The following is a 15,223-nucleotide window of genomic DNA, read 5'->3' as shown; positions in this document are numbered from 1 at the left end:
ACCAGGTGTATTAACGAATTCAACACATTTTTGAAAATAATCCATCACGGATTTACCTTGTGTAAAAATTCATACATAATCGGCCGGGCAGCCGACCAGGCCGAGGAGACCGCATATGCATGCACAGACCCACCCGATCGCGACCGAACCAGGCGTCGCCAGCTACCAGCTCGCTTCCTGCCACTACGGCAGCCCGGGCAGCGGCAAGAAGGCCTATATCCAGGCCGCGCTGCATGCGGACGAAGTACCGGCGATGCTGGTGGCGCACTTCCTGAAGCGCGAGCTGGACCGGCTGGATGCCGAAGGCCGGGTGCGCGGCGAGATCGTGCTGGTGCCGGCCGCGAATCCGGTCGGCCTGTCGCAAATGGTGCACGGCATGCCCTTCGGCCGCTTCGACCTCGGCACCGGCGTCAACTTCAATCGCGCCTTTCGCCACGTGGCCGACGAACTGAAGGCAAGGCTGGCGGGACGGCTCGGCGCCGATGCGCAGGCCAACGTCGCCCTGGTCCGCAGTGAGGCGCGCGCCGCCGTCGCCCGCTGGGAACCGGCCGACCATACCGAGGTCCTCAAGAAAACCCTGCTGGGGATGGCGATCGACGCCGACATCGTGCTCGATCTGCACTGCGATAACGAAGCCGTCCTGCACGTCTACACCGGCAGCGCGCTGGCCGGGCGGGTCGAGCCGCTGGCGGCGCTGCTCGGCGCGCGCGTCCTGTTGCTGTCCGATGCGTCCGGCGGCGATCCTTTCGACGAAGCCTGCAGCCGGCTATGGTGGGACCTGGCCGCGCACTTCGGTCCGGATACGCCCATTCCGCCGGCCTGCGCCGCGATCACGGTCGAACTGCGCGGCGAGATGGAAGTACGCTACGACTACGCGCAGCAGGACGCGCAGGCGCTGCTGCAGTACCTGGCGCGCGAAGGCCTGCTCGACATTCCGCAGGGGCCCCTGCCCGCGCCGCTGTGCGCGCCGACGCCCTTGACGGCCGTCGAGCGCCTGGATGCGCCGCAGTCGGGCGTGCTGGTGCTCCTGAAAGCGCTGGGAGAACAGGTCGGCGCCGGCGAAGCCGTCGCCGACATCGTCAATCCGGTCACCGGCGTCACCGCGACCGTGCACGCGCACCAAGGCGGCCTGCTGTTCGCCTCGACCGCCCATCGCCACCTGCTGCGCGGCATGCACATCTGTAAGATCGCGGGCAGTACCCCCTTCCGTTCCGGTTCCCTGCTGAGTCAATGAGGATTCAATAAGCATGCGCCTTCGAATGCCCAATACCTTCGTGCTGCTGTTCGCGATCCTTGCCCTGATCGCGCTGGCGACCTGGTTCGTCCCCGGCGGGAAGTACGAGACCCACCTGGTCAACGGCAAGCAGCTGGTCGACCCGGACACCTTCCATTACGTGGCCAGCGCCCCGCAGGGCCTGGTGGCGCTGATGAAGGCGCCGATCAAGGGCTTCGTCGAAGCGGCGCAGATCATCGGTTTCGTGCTGATCGTCGGCGGCGCCTTCGCGGTGGTGCAGAAGACGGAAGCGATCGACACCGCGATCCGTTCGATCGCACGGGCCCACGAACACTCGGCACTGGTGCGCGCGACCATCATCCCGGTGTTCGTCACCCTGTTCTCGCTGGGCGGCGCCACCTTCGGCATGAACGAGGAAGTGATCCCCTTCGTGCTCATTTTCGTGCCGCTGGCGCTGGCGCTGGGCTACGACACCGTGACCGGCGTCTCGATCCCCTTCCTCGGCTCCCAGGTCGGCTTCGGCGCCGCCTTCCTGAATCCCTTCAACGTCGGCATCGCGCAAGGTATCGCCGGCGTGCCGGTGTTCTCGGGGATGGGCTACCGCCTGATCGTGTGGGCGGCCGCCACGTTCGTCACGATCGCCTTCCTGATGTGGTACGCCGCGCGCGTGAAACGCAATCCGTCGCTGAGCCCGACCTTCGTGCTGGACCAGACGAAGCGCCTCGAGCATCCGGTGGCCGTATCGTCCGACGACCGGATGATGGGCCGCCATGCGGCGGTGCTGGCGATCTTCGCGCTCTCGCTCGGTACCATGGTGATCGGGGTGGTGAAATACGACTGGTTCATCGATGAGATCGCGGCCCTGTTCCTGGCGATGGCGATCGTCGTCGGCCTGGTCGGCCGCATCAAAGCCGACAGCTGGGTCGCGGCCTTCATGCAGGGCGCCAAAGACCTGGCGCCGACGGCGCTGGTGATCGCGATCGCGCGCGCCACCATGATCATCGCCCGCGACGCCCACATCATCGACACCATGCTGCACGGCCTGATGCCGCTGGTGCAGTCGAGCCACCCGGTGTTCGCGGCGCAGAAGATGTACCTGATCCAGTCGGTGATCAACTTCTTCATCCACTCGGGCACCGGCCAGGCCGCGCTGACGATGCCGATCATGGCGCCGCTGGCGGACCTGGTCGGCGTGTCGCGCCAGACCGCGATCCTGGCCTTCCAGCTGGGGGAGCTGTCGACGCCGATGATCCCGACCTCCGGCATCACGGTCGGCGTGCTGGCGCTGGCGCGCGTGCCCTGGCTGACCTGGGCCAAGTGGATGATCCCRCTGCAGCTGATCTACCTGGTGCTGGCGCTGCTGCTGCTGGTGCCGCCCTGCCTGATGGGGTGGAGCTGAGCGGCTTGCGCAATCGCGCATGAAAAAAGGGACAGGCGCTCGCCTGTCCCTTTTTTCGTTTTGTGCGGCCGGTTTCGGTGAACCGGCCGTCGTCTCCCCGCCAAGCCTTGCTTATGCGCCCAGGCGCTGCTCCAGTTGCTGCTTGGTCGCCACCAGTTCCTGCGGCAGGCGGTAAGCCAGCTTGTCGAACAACTCGCTGTGCAGCTTCAGTTCCTCGCGCCAGGCGTCCTTGTCGATCGAGGTGATCTGCTGGAACTGCGCTTCGGTGAAGTCGATGCCGGTCCAGTTCAGGTCGCCGTACGACGGCGAGGTGCCGAACATGTGCTCGACGCCGCCCTGCTTGCCTTCGGTGCGCTCGAGGATCCACTTCAGCACGCGCATATTGTCGCCGTAGCCCGGCCACACGAAGTTGCCCTTCTCGTCGGTGCGGAACCAGTTGACGCAGAAGATCTTCGGCTGCGCCGAAATTTTCTTGCCCAGGTCCAGCCAGTGCTGGAAGTAGTCGCTCATGTTGTAGCCGATGAAGGGCAGCATCGCATACGGATCGCGGCGCACCACGCCCATCTGGCCGGCGGCGGCGGCGGTGGTTTCCGAGCCCATGGTCGCGGCCATGTACACGCCTTCGGTCCAGTTGCGGGCCTCGGTCACCAGCGGCACCGTGGTCGAGCGGCGGCCGCCGAAGATGAAGGCCGAGATCGGCACGCCGGCCGGATCGTCCCAGGCCGGATCGATCACCGGGTTCTGGGTCGCGGCCACGGTGAAGCGCGCGTTCGGGTGGGCGGCCTTGGTGCCGGACGCCGGGGTCCAGTCCTTGCCCTGCCAGTCGATCAGGTGCGCCGGAGCTTCCTTGGTCATGCCTTCCCACCAGACGTCGCCGTCATCGGTCAGGGCGACGTTGGTGAAGATGACGTTCTCGCGCAGCGAGGCCATGCAGTTGGGGTTGGTCTTCTCGTTGGTGCCCGGGGCGACGCCGAAGTAGCCGGCTTCCGGGTTGATCGCGACCAGCTTGCCGTCGGCGCCCGGCTTGATCCAGGCGATGTCGTCGCCGATGGTGGTGACCTTCCAGCCTTCGAAGCCGGCCGGTGGGATCAGCATCGCGAAGTTGGTCTTGCCGCAGGCCGAGGGGAAGGCGGCGGCCACGTATTTCTTGTCGCCCTGGGGCGATTCGACGCCCAGGATCAGCATGTGCTCGGCCAGCCAGCCGGTGCCGCCCTGCTGGGCTTCCTGGTAACCCATGTTGGACGCGATGCGCAGCGCGAAGCACTTCTTGCCCAGCAGCGCGTTGCCGCCGTAGCCGGAGCCGAAGGACCAGATCTCGCGGGTTTCCGGATAGTGGACGATGTACTTGGTGGCGTTGCACGGCCAGCGCACGTCCTGCTGGCCAGCGGCAAGCGGCATGCCGACGCTGTGCACGCAGGGCACGAAGTCGCCGTTCTCGCCCAGCACGTCGTACACGGCCTTGCCCATGCGGGTCATGATGCGCATGTTGACGGCCACGTACGGCGAGTCGGACAGTTCGACGCCGATGTGGGCGATCGGCGAGCCCAGCGGGCCCATCGAGAACGGCACCACGTACATGGTGCGGCCGGCCATGCAGCCGTCGAACAGGCCGTTCAGGGTCTGGCGCATCTCGTTCGGGTCGGTCCAGTTATTGGTCGGGCCGGCCTGCTCCTTGGTTGCGGAGCAGATGAAGGTGCGGTCCTCGACGCGCGCGACGTCGCTCGGGTCCGAGCATGCGAGGTAGGAATTCGGACGCTTTTCCGGATTCAGGCGCTTCATCGTGCCGGCTTCGACCATCAGGGCGCACAGGCGGTCGTACTCTTCGCGGGAACCGTCGCACCAGTAGATGGCGTCCGGCTTGGTCAGGGCCGCGATCTCGGCCACCCAATTGATGAGTTTGTTGTGCTTGATGTAAGCTGGGACGTTCAAAGCGGCGACGCCGCCCATTACGGGCTGATTCATAGGTACCTCCAATGCCAATAAAGAATTCTTGGGGCCTCGAAAAACCGGCTTCGCGTCGCAGGGCCGCGGCTGGCAACGGTGTCATCGAGGGTCCGTCCGTCAGGGATCCGGTACCAGGCCCGCGCTCAAGAATCCATTTGGCAATGGATCGGCGCCGGGGTAACGTGATGCGGCGGTCGTGTCGGCTGCTGGCCTCGATCGATGTCTCAAAACATGTCAATCAGACATCGTCGGCCTTTATTTCTGGTCGATTCTACACCCGCACAAATGCGTTTCAAATGCTTCAATAACAAAAATGTAGGAAATTTGGTTGACTAATGTAGTAGGTTATTCCCCATCTTTTGAATCCGCGTTATTTCATTACTTACCCGTACGAAATTTACAGAAAACATTATGAAAATAGCCATCCTTGACGATTACCAGGACGCCGTCCGGCATCTCGATTGCTTCAAGCTGTTGGACGGACACGAGGTCAAGGTGTTCACCAATTCGAGCCGCGGCCTGGGCCAGCTGGCGATCCGCCTGGCGCCCTTCGACGCCCTGGTCCTGATCCGCGAACGCACCGCCTTTCCGCGCGCCCTGCTGGCCAAGCTGCCGAACCTGAAGCTGCTGTCGCAGACCGGCAAGCTGGCGGGCCACGTCGACGTGGCGGCCGCGACCGAGCACGGCATTGCGATCGCGGAAGGCATCGGCTCGCCGGTCGCGCCGGCCGAGCTGACCTGGGCGCTGATCATGGCGGCGAGCCGCAAGATCGTCCCCTACGCCAACAACCTGAAGCAAGGCCTGTGGCAGACGGCATCAAGCAATCCGGAGCTGAACGGCCTGGGGCGGACGCTGAAGGGACGCACCCTGGCGATCTGGGGCTACGGCAAGATCGGACGCATGGTGGCCGGCTACGCCAAGGCCTTCGGCATGCAGGTCCTGGTGTGGGGTAGCGAGACCAGCCGCGCGGCGGCAGTCGGCGACGGCTTCCAGGCGGCGCCCTCGCGCGAAGCCTTCTTCGAGCAGGCCGACGTGCTGAGCCTGCACCTGCGCCTGAACGCCGCCACGCGCGGCATCGTCACCCGGGACGACCTGGCGCGCATGAAGCGCGATGCCCTGTTCGTGAATACCAGCCGCGCCGAGCTGGTGGAAGAGAATGCGCTGGAAGACGCGCTGCAGCGCGGCCGCCCGGGCTATGCGGCGCTGGACGTGTTCACCGACGAGCCGCTGCCGGCCGAGTCGCCGCTGCTGAAGATCCCGACCGTGCTGGCGACGCCGCACCTGGGCTATGTGGAGAAGGACAGCTACGAGCTGTATTTCCGGGTGGCGTTCGAGAACGTGGTCAATTTCGCGAACGGCGGGCCGACGAATATTTTGAACCCGGACGCCGTCGGAAAATGATCAACGCAACTCCGGCTCGCCGGTGAAATTGGGCTTACGCATCGGCATCTCATGCCGGCGCGTCCACAAACCGGCCCAGCCCGGCGGCCACTCGATGACGGGACCATCGTAGGCCGGCAGGCCGGCGCGTACCGGCACCACGGGCACCGGCGGCATCTCGACCAGGCCACCGCCCTTGGGCTGGGGCGCCATGTCGAAGCTGTACATATAGCCCGGCAGCAAGGCCTCGCAGACGCCGGCGAACCAGGCGGTGTGGTCTTCGTCGCGCCCCAGCGCGCGCGCCAGTCCTTCGGGGTCGAACTTCGCCAGCGCGTGGATCAGCTCGTCCGTGCTGGCGCCGGGCGCATCGCCCCAGCCCATCACCGGATTGCCGTTATACACGTCGCCCGAACCGTACCAGCCTTCACGCCAGGGCCGCTGCATCCAGTCGCGCTGGCCGGCGAACAAATGCCAGCGCCAGTGCAGGCCCGACGGCTTCGGCCAGGAATGCAGGTAGAGCTTTTCGTAGCCGGCCTTGTGCAGCTCGCGCACCATCGCCATCAGGCGTGCGTGCGGCATGCGGTCCGGCGGCGAGCGACGGAACAGGATGGCCTCGCCATCGGCGTGCTGCACTTCGTCGGTGGAGAGGTTGAGGTCGAGCGTGCGCGCTTCGTTGCCGAAGCGCGCGGAGATCCAGCCGGTCAGCAGGTTGACGTGGGTAATCACGCCGTAACCGCGATGGCGATGGAAGATGACAGTGCCTGGAGCGACGGGTTTCATGTGATCAGTGTACTCATCCGATCCGGACGATTCTAGCGCAGTCACATGCGGATACATACCCGTTTGCGGCTATCATAAGCACCTTATTTTTCTGCGTTTCCAAACCATCATCATGACTTTGCGGATCATCGCCACCGGCGGCACTTTCGATAAACACTACAACGAACTCAACGGCGTTCTGGGCTTTTCCGACAGCCACTTGCCTGAGGTTATCAAGCGCGCGCGCATCACCATTCCGGCCGCGCTCGAAGTGGTTTCCCTGCTCGACTCGCTCGACATGCAGGACGCCGACCGCCAGAAAGTCCTGGCCGCCTGCCAGGCCGCCAGCGAGAAAGCGATCGTGATCGTGCACGGCACCGATACCATGCGCGAAACCGCCGAGGTGCTGGGCGCCGCCGCGGGCACCAGCGACAAGACCATCGTCTTCACCGGCGCCATGATCCCCTACGAGATCGCGAACTCAGACGCGCTGTTCAACTTCGGCTTCGCCTGCGGCGTGGCGCAAACGCTGCCGCCGGGCGTGTACGTGGCGATGAACGGCACCATTTTCACCTGGGACAAGGTCACCAAGAACCGCGCCGCCGGCGTGTTCGAGGCGCGCTGACACGACAGCATTGCTGGACGGCTATCGGGCGCTGCGCGTTTTGCTCCATTTTTACAATGCTTCTTCCACGAACGCAGGAGGAAGCAATGAACGAGCAGCGCCCGACTTTGACGACCCGCCAGGGTCATCCCGTCCGCGACAACCAGTCCCTGCGCTCGGTCGGCGAGCGCGGCCCGGCCACGCTGGAAAACTACCAGTTCATCGAGAAGATCACCCACTTCGACCGCGAACGTATTCCCGAACGCGTGGTGCATGCGCGCGGCACCGGCGCCCACGGTTATTTCGAAGCCTACGGCAAGATCGGCGACGAGCCGGCCAGCAAGTACACCCGCGCCCGCGTCCTCAACGAAACCGGCGTGCAGACCCCGGTGTTCGTGCGTTTCTCGACCGTCATCGGCGGCAAGGAATCGCCGGAGACGGCGCGCGACCCGCGCGGCTTCGCCGTCAAGCTCAAGACCGTCGACGGCAACTGGGACCTGGTCGGCAATAACCTGAAGGTCTTCTTCATCCGCGATGCGATCAAGTTCCCGGACATGATCCACGCTTTCAAGCCCGACCCCGTCACCAACCAGCAGGAGCCGTGGCGCTTCTACGACTTCATCTGCAGCCATCCGGAAGCCCTGCACATGGTTACCTGGGTCAAGAGCCCATGGGGCATACCGGCCAACTACCGCGAGATGGAAGGCTCGGGCGTGAACACCTATAAGCTGGTGAACGACCAGGGCATCGCCCACCTCGTGAAATTCCACTGGCAACCGAAACAGGGCGTGCGCAACCTCACGAGCCAGCAAGCCGCCGAGATCCAGGGCCACGATACCAGCCACGCCACCCGCGACCTGTACGAGGCGATCGAGCGCGGCGAGTTTCCGGAGTGGGAATTCTGCGTGCAGATCATGTCCGACGGCGAGCATCCCGAACTCGACTTCGATCCGCTGGACGACACCAAGCGCTGGCCGGAAGACCAGTTCCCGCTGCTGCCGCTGGGGCGCATGGTATTGAATAAAAATCCGGACAATGTGTTTGCCGAAACCGAGCAATCGGCCTTCGGCACCGGCGTGCTGGTCGACGGCGTCGACTTCTCGGACGACAAGATGCTGCAGGGCCGCACCCTGTCCTACTCCGACACCCAGCGCTACCGCGTCGGCCCCAACTACCTGCAGCTGCCGATCAATGCGCCCCAGGAAAAGGCAGGCGCCCGCACCAACCAGCGCGACGGCCAGATGGCCTTCCACGTCGACGGCGGCGGAGAAGAAAAGCACATCAACTACGAGCCCAGCCTGCTGGGCGGCCTGCAGGAAGCACCGCAGCCGCAGAAGGACTATCACCAGTACGTGCAGGGCCACCTGGGCCGCTACCAGACCATGAACACCGCCTCCGACTACAAGCAGGCGGGCGAGCGCTACCGGTCCTTCCAGGACTGGGAACGCGACGACCTGGTCAACAACGTCGGCGGCGATCTGAAAAAATGTCCTGAAGTCATACAGCTGCGCATGGTCTGGCACCTGTGGCACTGCGACGAGGACTACGGCCGCCGCGTGGCGCAGGTGGCCGGCATCGACCTGGAAAAGGCGAAGGCCCTGCCGCCGCTGCCGGGCAAGCCGGCGCCGCATCAGAACCGCGGCGCGGCGACGTATACCAGCGGGCAGGCGGAGATGGGATCGGCGGGGAGGATGGAGCCGGCGACTTCGGAGGAAGTGGCGACGAAATAATCTCGTCGTCCCCGCGAAGGCGGGGACCCAAGTTTACTTGGCATAGACGTAGCCTCAGCTATACACGCTACGTGTTCGCGACGAACTTGGGTTCCCGCCTTCGCGGGAACGACGTGGTGGTGCGGGAACGACGAGTTAGTGGGTCAGGCCTTGGCTTCGCCGCCGAGGGCTTCCACCAGATCCGCCATCAGCTTCGACAGCTCACCGGTCATCAGCATGATATCGTTGTCGAAACGCTCGTCATCGCTATAGGTGATGGTTTCGTTTTCCTTGATCACGTCGAGCGGCTTGACGCCCTTGATTGCCAGCTGTTCGGTCAGCACGAAGGAGACGCGGCTGTTCCAGGTCATGGCCAGGCGGGTGCACTGCTTGCCGGCGGCGATGTGGCGGCGGATGTCTTCCGGGTCCAGCGAGTGCTTCACGTAGCGCACCGCGGCCTTGCTTTCGCCGGTGGCGCGCAATTCGGTGTCCTGGTCGATGGTGAAGTTGTACGGGGCTTCGTCCGATTCCAGCCAGCCGGTCATCACGGCCACCGGCGAGCGCTGCACGCGCAGCGATTCCAGCGGCATCTTGTCGACCGCCTTCAGCAGCAGCTTGATGACGTCGTCGGCCTTCGACGGGCTGGCGGCATCGACCACCAGCCAGCCGTTGACCGGGTCGATCCAGGTCCAGACATTGCTGCGGATCGAGAATGCGCGCGGCAGCAGTTCATCGGCCACGCGCTCCTTCAGTTCCTTCATTGCCTTCTTGCCCGGCGGGAAGCCCTGCTGCTCTTCCAGCTCGGCGGCCCTAGCCTTGGCGACCTGGTTGATGACCGAGCCCGGCAGCAGTTTCTTTTCCGTGCCCAGCATCATCAGCATCTGCTTGTTCACTTCGTGGACCAGCTTGCCGTTGCCGCGCGGCGAATCCCAGCCCTGGCGCAGCAGTTCATTGCTGCTGGCCGGCGTGAACGCCTGCGACTGCAGCGCCTCTTCCATTTGTTCGGCGGTGTATGCCCACGGTGCGGGCAGGCGGTAAATCTGAAGATTCTTGAACCACATAGTTGCTTTCAGTTATCTCTTTATTTCCAGGGGAACGACATTCTACACGCTGCCGGGTGGCAAATTTCAGCCGGCAGCGCGGCCTTTTTTAATGTGTTGCGCGTTCGTCAAACAAGCTCAGCTGCTCGACCTGTTCGCTGTCCGCCAGCCGCACGCCCACGCCCAGCAGGCGCACCGGACGGCTGGCGCGCAGCCAGCCGGTTTCCATCAGGTGGGCATAGATCGCCAGGTGCGGCGCATAGCCGACGCACTCGACCGTGGTCTGCTGGAAGTCGTTGAACTTGATTTTCACAAACAGCTTGTTGATGAATTTTTCGGCATTGTTGCGCTTGATGCGGCCCTGCAGGTGCTCCATCAATTCCGGCAGCAGGGCCAGGCAGGCGTCCAGGTCCGGCACGTCCGGCGTATAGGTTTCCTCGGTACTGATCGACTTGCGCTCGCGTACCGGATTCACCTCGCGGTAATCGATGCCGCGGCACAGGTCGTGCAGGCGGGCGCCGAAGGAGCCGAAATGTTCCTGCAGCTTCGCCATGCTCCAGCCGCGCAGGTCGGCGCAGGTCTGCACGCCCAGGCTGTTCATCTTGGCCGCCGTGACCTTGCCGACGCCATGCAGCTTCTTCACCGGCAGCGCCGCCACGAACTCATCGATCTCCTCCGGCCGGACCAGGAACAGGCCGTCCGGCTTGTTCCAGTCGCTGGCGATCTTGGCCACGAACTTGTTCGGCGCCACCCCGGCCGAGGCGGTGATGCCCACGGTCTCGAAGATGCGCCGGCGGATCTCCTGCGCGATCAGGGTCGCGCTGCCCTTGCAGTGCGGTGACGCAGTCACGTCCAGGTAGGCCTCGTCCAGCGACAGCGGCTCCACCAGCTCGGTGTAGTCGCGGTAGATGTCCATGATCTGGGTTGATGCGATCCGGTACTTTTCCATGTTCGGCGGGATCAGGAGCAGCTCCGGGCACAGCTTCATTGCCTGGGCGGTCGCCATCGCCGAATGGATGCCGTAGCGGCGCGCCTCGTAGTTGCAGGTGGCGACCACGCCACGCTGGTCCGGCCGGCCCCCGACCGCCAGCGGCCGGCCGCGCAGCGACGGGTCGTCCCGCATCTCGACGGACGCGTAGAAACAGTCGCAATCGCAGTGGATGATTTTGCGGAGGGGGATGTTCATACTGTAATTGCATACAGTATCAGGGGAAAGCGGGAATGATGCAAGAGTGCAAGCAAAAAGGGCGCGCAACCTGCGTCGCGCGCCCTTCGCTCACTACTTGTCCAGCCGCTTACCAGGTGAACTTCAGCGAGTACGACGCGCCATACGTACCGGCGTGGTAGCGCACGCGGATGTAACGCGGCGAGGTCGCCGTGGTGGCGTTGGCGACCGACACCGCGTCCGCCACGCCCGCGCCGTTGGTGCTCATCGCCAGCTGGGTGCCGGCGCTGTTGTAGGCGTACAGGTCATAGTCCGTGCTGCCGCTGCCGGCGTTCATGGTCAGGGTCGCGGTCAGGGTCTTGCCGGCCGGGACCTGGACCACGAAGTAGTCGTTGTCGGTCGTGCCGTACAGCGTGCCCTTGACCACGGTACCCGAGACGTTCACCGCGTTGGCGGCCGTGATCGTGTTGTTCGGCTCGACCTCGTTCTGCGTCGGCGGCGTGACCGTCGCGGTGGCCGCCGCGGCGTTCACGGCCGCTGCGGCGTCGACGATGCCGGCGCCGCAGCCCGAGCAGGCCGCCGGGAAGGCGCGCGCGCTGGACTTCAGCTTGGCCTCGACTTCGTCCGGCGTCAGGTTCGGGTTCTTCGACAGCATCAGGGCGGCCACGGCGGCCACGTGCGGGGTCGCCATCGAGGTGCCCATCATGTAGCCGTAGTTGTCGCCGGCCGGGGTGCTGGTGCCGGCGTTCCAGGTCGACAGGATGCCCGCGCCGCTGTCGCCGCCCGGTGCCGCCACGTCGACCACGCTGCCGTAGTTCGAGTAGGAGGCCTTGCCGCCGGTACGGCCGACCGCCGCCACCGCGATCACGCCCGCGCAGTTGGCCGGGTTCGAATTGGCGGCATTGGCGTTCGAGTTACCGGCCGCGACCACGACCACGGCGCCGCGCGAACGGGCGCTGTTGATCGCGTTCTGGGTGGTGGTATCGCAGGTGCCGCTGCCGCCCAGCGACAGGTTCAGCACGCGCGCCTTGTTGGCATTGGCGGGCACGCCGGTGACGGTGCCGCCGGACGCCCAGACGATGGCGTCGGCGATGTCCGAGGTATAGCCGCCGCACTTGCCCAGCACGCGGGCCGGGACGATCTTCGCGCCGTAGGCGATGCCGGCCACGCCGACGCCGTTGTTGGCCTTGGCGGCGATGGTGCCGGCCACGTGGGTGCCGTGCCAGCTCGAGGCTTCGTCCTGCGCCGGGATGCCGGTGCCGCACTGGCCCGCATAGGTGTTGTCGCCCGGGTCGCTGGCGTCGCTGTCGCGGCCGTTGCCGTCGGCGGCGATGGTGGCGCTGGTGATGAAGTCATAGCCTGGCAGGATCTGGCCCTGCAGGTCGACGTGCGGACGGTAGCCGGTATCGATCACGGCCACGTTGATGCCGGCGCCGGTCGACTTGTCCCAGGCGGCCGGCACGTTCATGCCACCCTTGGCTTCGTACAGGTCCCACTGCTGGGTGTACATCGGATCGTTGGGCACGAACAGCGGCAGCATGATGCGGTCGGGTTCGGCGTATTCGACGTCCGGGTCGCGCGCCATCAGGTCGGCGGCCAGGGCCCTGGCTTCGTCCATCGACATGGTGCGGCTGAGCTGCATCACGTCGGCGCCGGTGGCGGTCGAGCGCAGCACGCGCATGGTGGCGCCGAGCTGCTGGCCGGAGCGGGCCAGCAGGGCCTGGCGCGCGGCCGTCAGGGCGCGGGCGGGCATGGCGCCCTTGGAATTGTCGACCGCATCCTTGTAGCGGACGATCAGGCGGTCGGTCTGGGTGATGACCCTGGTTTGTGCCGCATCCTGCGGCGCGGCGTTGGCAGCCAGCGACCCGAAGGCGACGAGGGCCGCGGCGCAGAGTTTCAACACGGGAGACATCTTGTGATGCGACATGCTTGCTTCCTCTTTTCGTTAAACCGAACAGACGAGCTTAACGAAAAGCGGCCCGCTTGGGGCCGCTTTAGGGGTTTTCACCACAGGAAAATTTTTGATAAGTAATTGATTGTTAAAGGAATTTATTGATCTACGGCATTTCCTTTACAGGCAATCAGCTTTTCCTTTTCCAGACAATTACCAGCTCGGTTACCAGCTCAGCTTCAGCGTGTATTTGCCGCTGGTCGAACCGGTGCCGCCGCTGTAGTACACCACGCGCACATAAGCCGGCACGGTGGAGGTGCCGTTATTGATCACACTTGCCGAATCGATCGAACCGGCGCCATTGGTGCTGGACGTCACCTGGGTGCCGGCGCTGTTGTAGATGTACAGGTCGTAGTCCGAGGTCGAGTTCGGCGTCATGGTCGCGCTCAGGGTCTTGCCGGCCGGCACCTGGACCACGAAGTAGTCGGTGTCGCTGGTGCTGCCCATGGTGCCGTTGACCGTGGTGCCCGAGGTCGCCACGGCGTTCGCGGTGGATATCGTGTTGTTCGACTCGGTTTCCGAGATCGTGGTGCCGCCGCCGGTGCCCAGGGCAGCATCGACCGCCGCCGAGGCGTCGACGATGCCGGCGCCGCAGCCCGAGCACGATGCCGGGAAGGCGCGCGCGCTCGACTTCAGGCGGGCTTCGACGTCGTCCGGGGTCAGGTTCGGGTTCACCGCCAGCATCAGCGCGACCACGCCGGCCACGTGCGGGGTGGCCATCGAGGTGCCCATGTAGCCGGCGTAGCTGTCGGCGCCCGGGCTCTTGGTGCCGGCGTTCAGGGTCGACAGGATCGCCGCGCCGCTGTCGCCGCCCGGCGCCGCCACGTCGACCAGGGTGCCGTAGTTCGAGTACGACGCGCGGCCGCCCGACTTGTTGGTGGCCGCCACCGCGATCACACCCGAGCAGTTGGCCGGGCTGCTGTTGCTGACGTTCTGCGACTCGTTGCCGGCCGCGACCACGACCACGGTGCCGCGCGAACGGGCGCCGTTGATCGCGTTCTGGGTGGTGGTGTCGCAGGCGCCGCCGCCGCCCAGCGACATATTGATCACCTGCGCGCGCGCCGCGATCGCCGGCACGCCCGAGACGGTGCCGCCGGAAGCCCAGATGATGCCGTCGGCGATGTCCGAGGTGTAGCCGCCGCACTGGCCCAGCACGCGCACCGGCACGACCTTGGCGCCGTAGGCGACGCCGGCCACGCCGATGCCGTTGTTGGTGAGCGCGGCGATGGTGCCCGCCACGTGGGTGCCGTGCCAGCTCGAGTTGGTGGCGGCCTGGCCGGTGCCGCACTGGCCGGCGGCGGTCCAGTCGCCCGGATCGCTGGCGTCGCTGTCGCGGCCGTTGCCGTCGTTGGAGATCGTGGTGTCGCCGATGAAGTCGTAGCCGGCCAGGATCTGGCCCTGCAGGTCGACGTGCGGACGGTAGCCGGTGTCGATCACGGCCACGCGGATGCCGGTGCCGGTCGACTTGTCCCAGGCCGCCGGCAGGCGCATGCCGCCGATGGTATCGGTGTAGTCCCACTGCTGGCTGAAGTAGGGATCGTTCGGCGTGAACATCGGCTTCATGATGCGGTCCGGTTCCGCGTACTCGATCGAGGCGTCGCTGGCGGCCAGGTCGGCCGCGAGCTTGACGGCCTCGGCCACCGAAACCTTGCGGTTCATCTGGATCACGCGGGCGCCGGTACCGATGCTGTGCAGTTCCTTCATCGTCAGGCCGAGCTTGCGGCCGACCGTGTTGAGGACAGCCAGGCGCGAAGCGGCCATCGGCGACGCCGCGGCGGCCCGCGACAGGCCCTTGGCGATGCTCTTGGCATCCGGCGCCGACTCGTCCTTGTACTTGACGATCAGGCGGTCGGTCTCGGCGGTGACGTCCACACCCTGCGCGGCGGATGCGGTCACTGCCGTGGCCGGCACGCCGGCCTGGACAAAGCCTGCGCCGAGGCCGAGGACGGCCACTGCGCACAGTTTCAAGACTGCCGGGTACATCGATTTCTGAGACTTCATGTTTCTTCCTTTTTATAGAAAAACACAAAAGTTTTGA

General features: G+C 65.3%; 11 protein-coding genes. 5 read left to right on the top strand and 6 right to left on the bottom strand.

The genetic code is table 11. The features are described from left to right. The first annotated feature begins 115 nt into the window (after positions 1 to 115). Positions 116 to 1,234 carry a succinylglutamate desuccinylase/aspartoacylase family protein gene (locus AC1DOQ_RS12110; RefSeq protein ID WP_477363880.1) on the top strand — a complete coding sequence of 373 codons (1,119 nt, stop codon included), beginning with the start codon at positions 116 to 118 and terminating at the stop codon, positions 1,232 to 1,234. 13 nt (positions 1,235 to 1,247) lie between these two features. Further along, entirely contained in the window at positions 1,248 to 2,633 is a 1,386-nt protein-coding gene (locus tag AC1DOQ_RS12105; RefSeq protein WP_477363877.1) for a YfcC family protein, read from the top strand. 111 nt (positions 2,634 to 2,744) lie between these two features. On the opposite strand, the gene AC1DOQ_RS12100 is transcribed toward AC1DOQ_RS12105, so the two are convergent. Further along, a complete protein-coding gene (locus tag AC1DOQ_RS12100) occupies positions 2,745 to 4,595 on the bottom strand; it encodes a phosphoenolpyruvate carboxykinase (GTP) (RefSeq protein ID WP_477363874.1) in 1,851 nt (616 codons plus the stop codon). 393 nt (positions 4,596 to 4,988) lie between these two features. Between AC1DOQ_RS12100 and AC1DOQ_RS12095 the strand changes: the two genes are divergently transcribed. Beyond that, complete coding sequence (locus AC1DOQ_RS12095; protein ID WP_477363871.1) at positions 4,989 to 5,978, top strand: D-2-hydroxyacid dehydrogenase family protein; 990 nt, start codon at positions 4,989 to 4,991, stop codon at positions 5,976 to 5,978. Here AC1DOQ_RS12095 and AC1DOQ_RS12090 read toward each other — a convergent pair whose 3' ends face one another. Continuing rightward, on the bottom strand, positions 5,979 to 6,737 hold the full coding sequence (locus tag AC1DOQ_RS12090; RefSeq protein ID WP_477363868.1) for an L-asparaginase: 759 nt from the start codon (positions 6,735 to 6,737) through the stop codon (positions 5,979 to 5,981). It abuts the gene before it with no gap. A gap of 112 nt (positions 6,738 to 6,849) precedes the next feature. Between AC1DOQ_RS12090 and AC1DOQ_RS12085 the strand changes: the two genes are divergently transcribed. Then, complete coding sequence (locus AC1DOQ_RS12085; protein ID WP_477363865.1) at positions 6,850 to 7,341, top strand: asparaginase domain-containing protein; 492 nt, start codon at positions 6,850 to 6,852, stop codon at positions 7,339 to 7,341. An 86-nt stretch (positions 7,342 to 7,427) separates the two neighbouring features. After that, a complete protein-coding gene (locus AC1DOQ_RS12080; RefSeq protein ID WP_477363863.1) occupies positions 7,428 to 9,050 on the top strand; it encodes a catalase in 1,623 nt (540 codons plus the stop codon). Positions 9,051 to 9,193: 143 nt separating this feature from the next. Here AC1DOQ_RS12080 and AC1DOQ_RS12075 read toward each other — a convergent pair whose 3' ends face one another. From AC1DOQ_RS12075 to AC1DOQ_RS12060, 4 genes are all read right to left on the bottom strand, one after another. Continuing rightward, entirely contained in the window at positions 9,194 to 10,090 is an 897-nt protein-coding gene (locus AC1DOQ_RS12075; protein WP_442121213.1) for a recombination-associated protein RdgC, read from the bottom strand. Positions 10,091 to 10,178: 88 nt separating this feature from the next. Continuing rightward, positions 10,179 to 11,255 (bottom strand): DNA polymerase IV, encoded by a 1,077-nt coding sequence (gene dinB, locus AC1DOQ_RS12070; RefSeq protein WP_477363860.1) that lies wholly within the window; start codon positions 11,253 to 11,255, stop codon positions 10,179 to 10,181. Between the two features lie 109 nt (positions 11,256 to 11,364). After that, complete coding sequence (locus AC1DOQ_RS12065; RefSeq protein ID WP_477363857.1) at positions 11,365 to 13,161, bottom strand: S8 family peptidase; 1,797 nt, start codon at positions 13,159 to 13,161, stop codon at positions 11,365 to 11,367. Between the two features lie 189 nt (positions 13,162 to 13,350). Continuing rightward, positions 13,351 to 15,186, bottom strand: coding sequence for a S8 family peptidase (locus AC1DOQ_RS12060; protein ID WP_477363854.1), 1,836 nt, complete (start codon positions 15,184 to 15,186; stop codon positions 13,351 to 13,353). Between the last annotated feature and the right edge of the window lie 37 nt (positions 15,187 to 15,223).

It is taken from the genome of Massilia sp. 01N417 (assembly GCF_056399645.1).
Note: the sequence above shows the minus strand (reverse complement) of the source record. Positions and strands in the feature narration are given on the sequence as shown.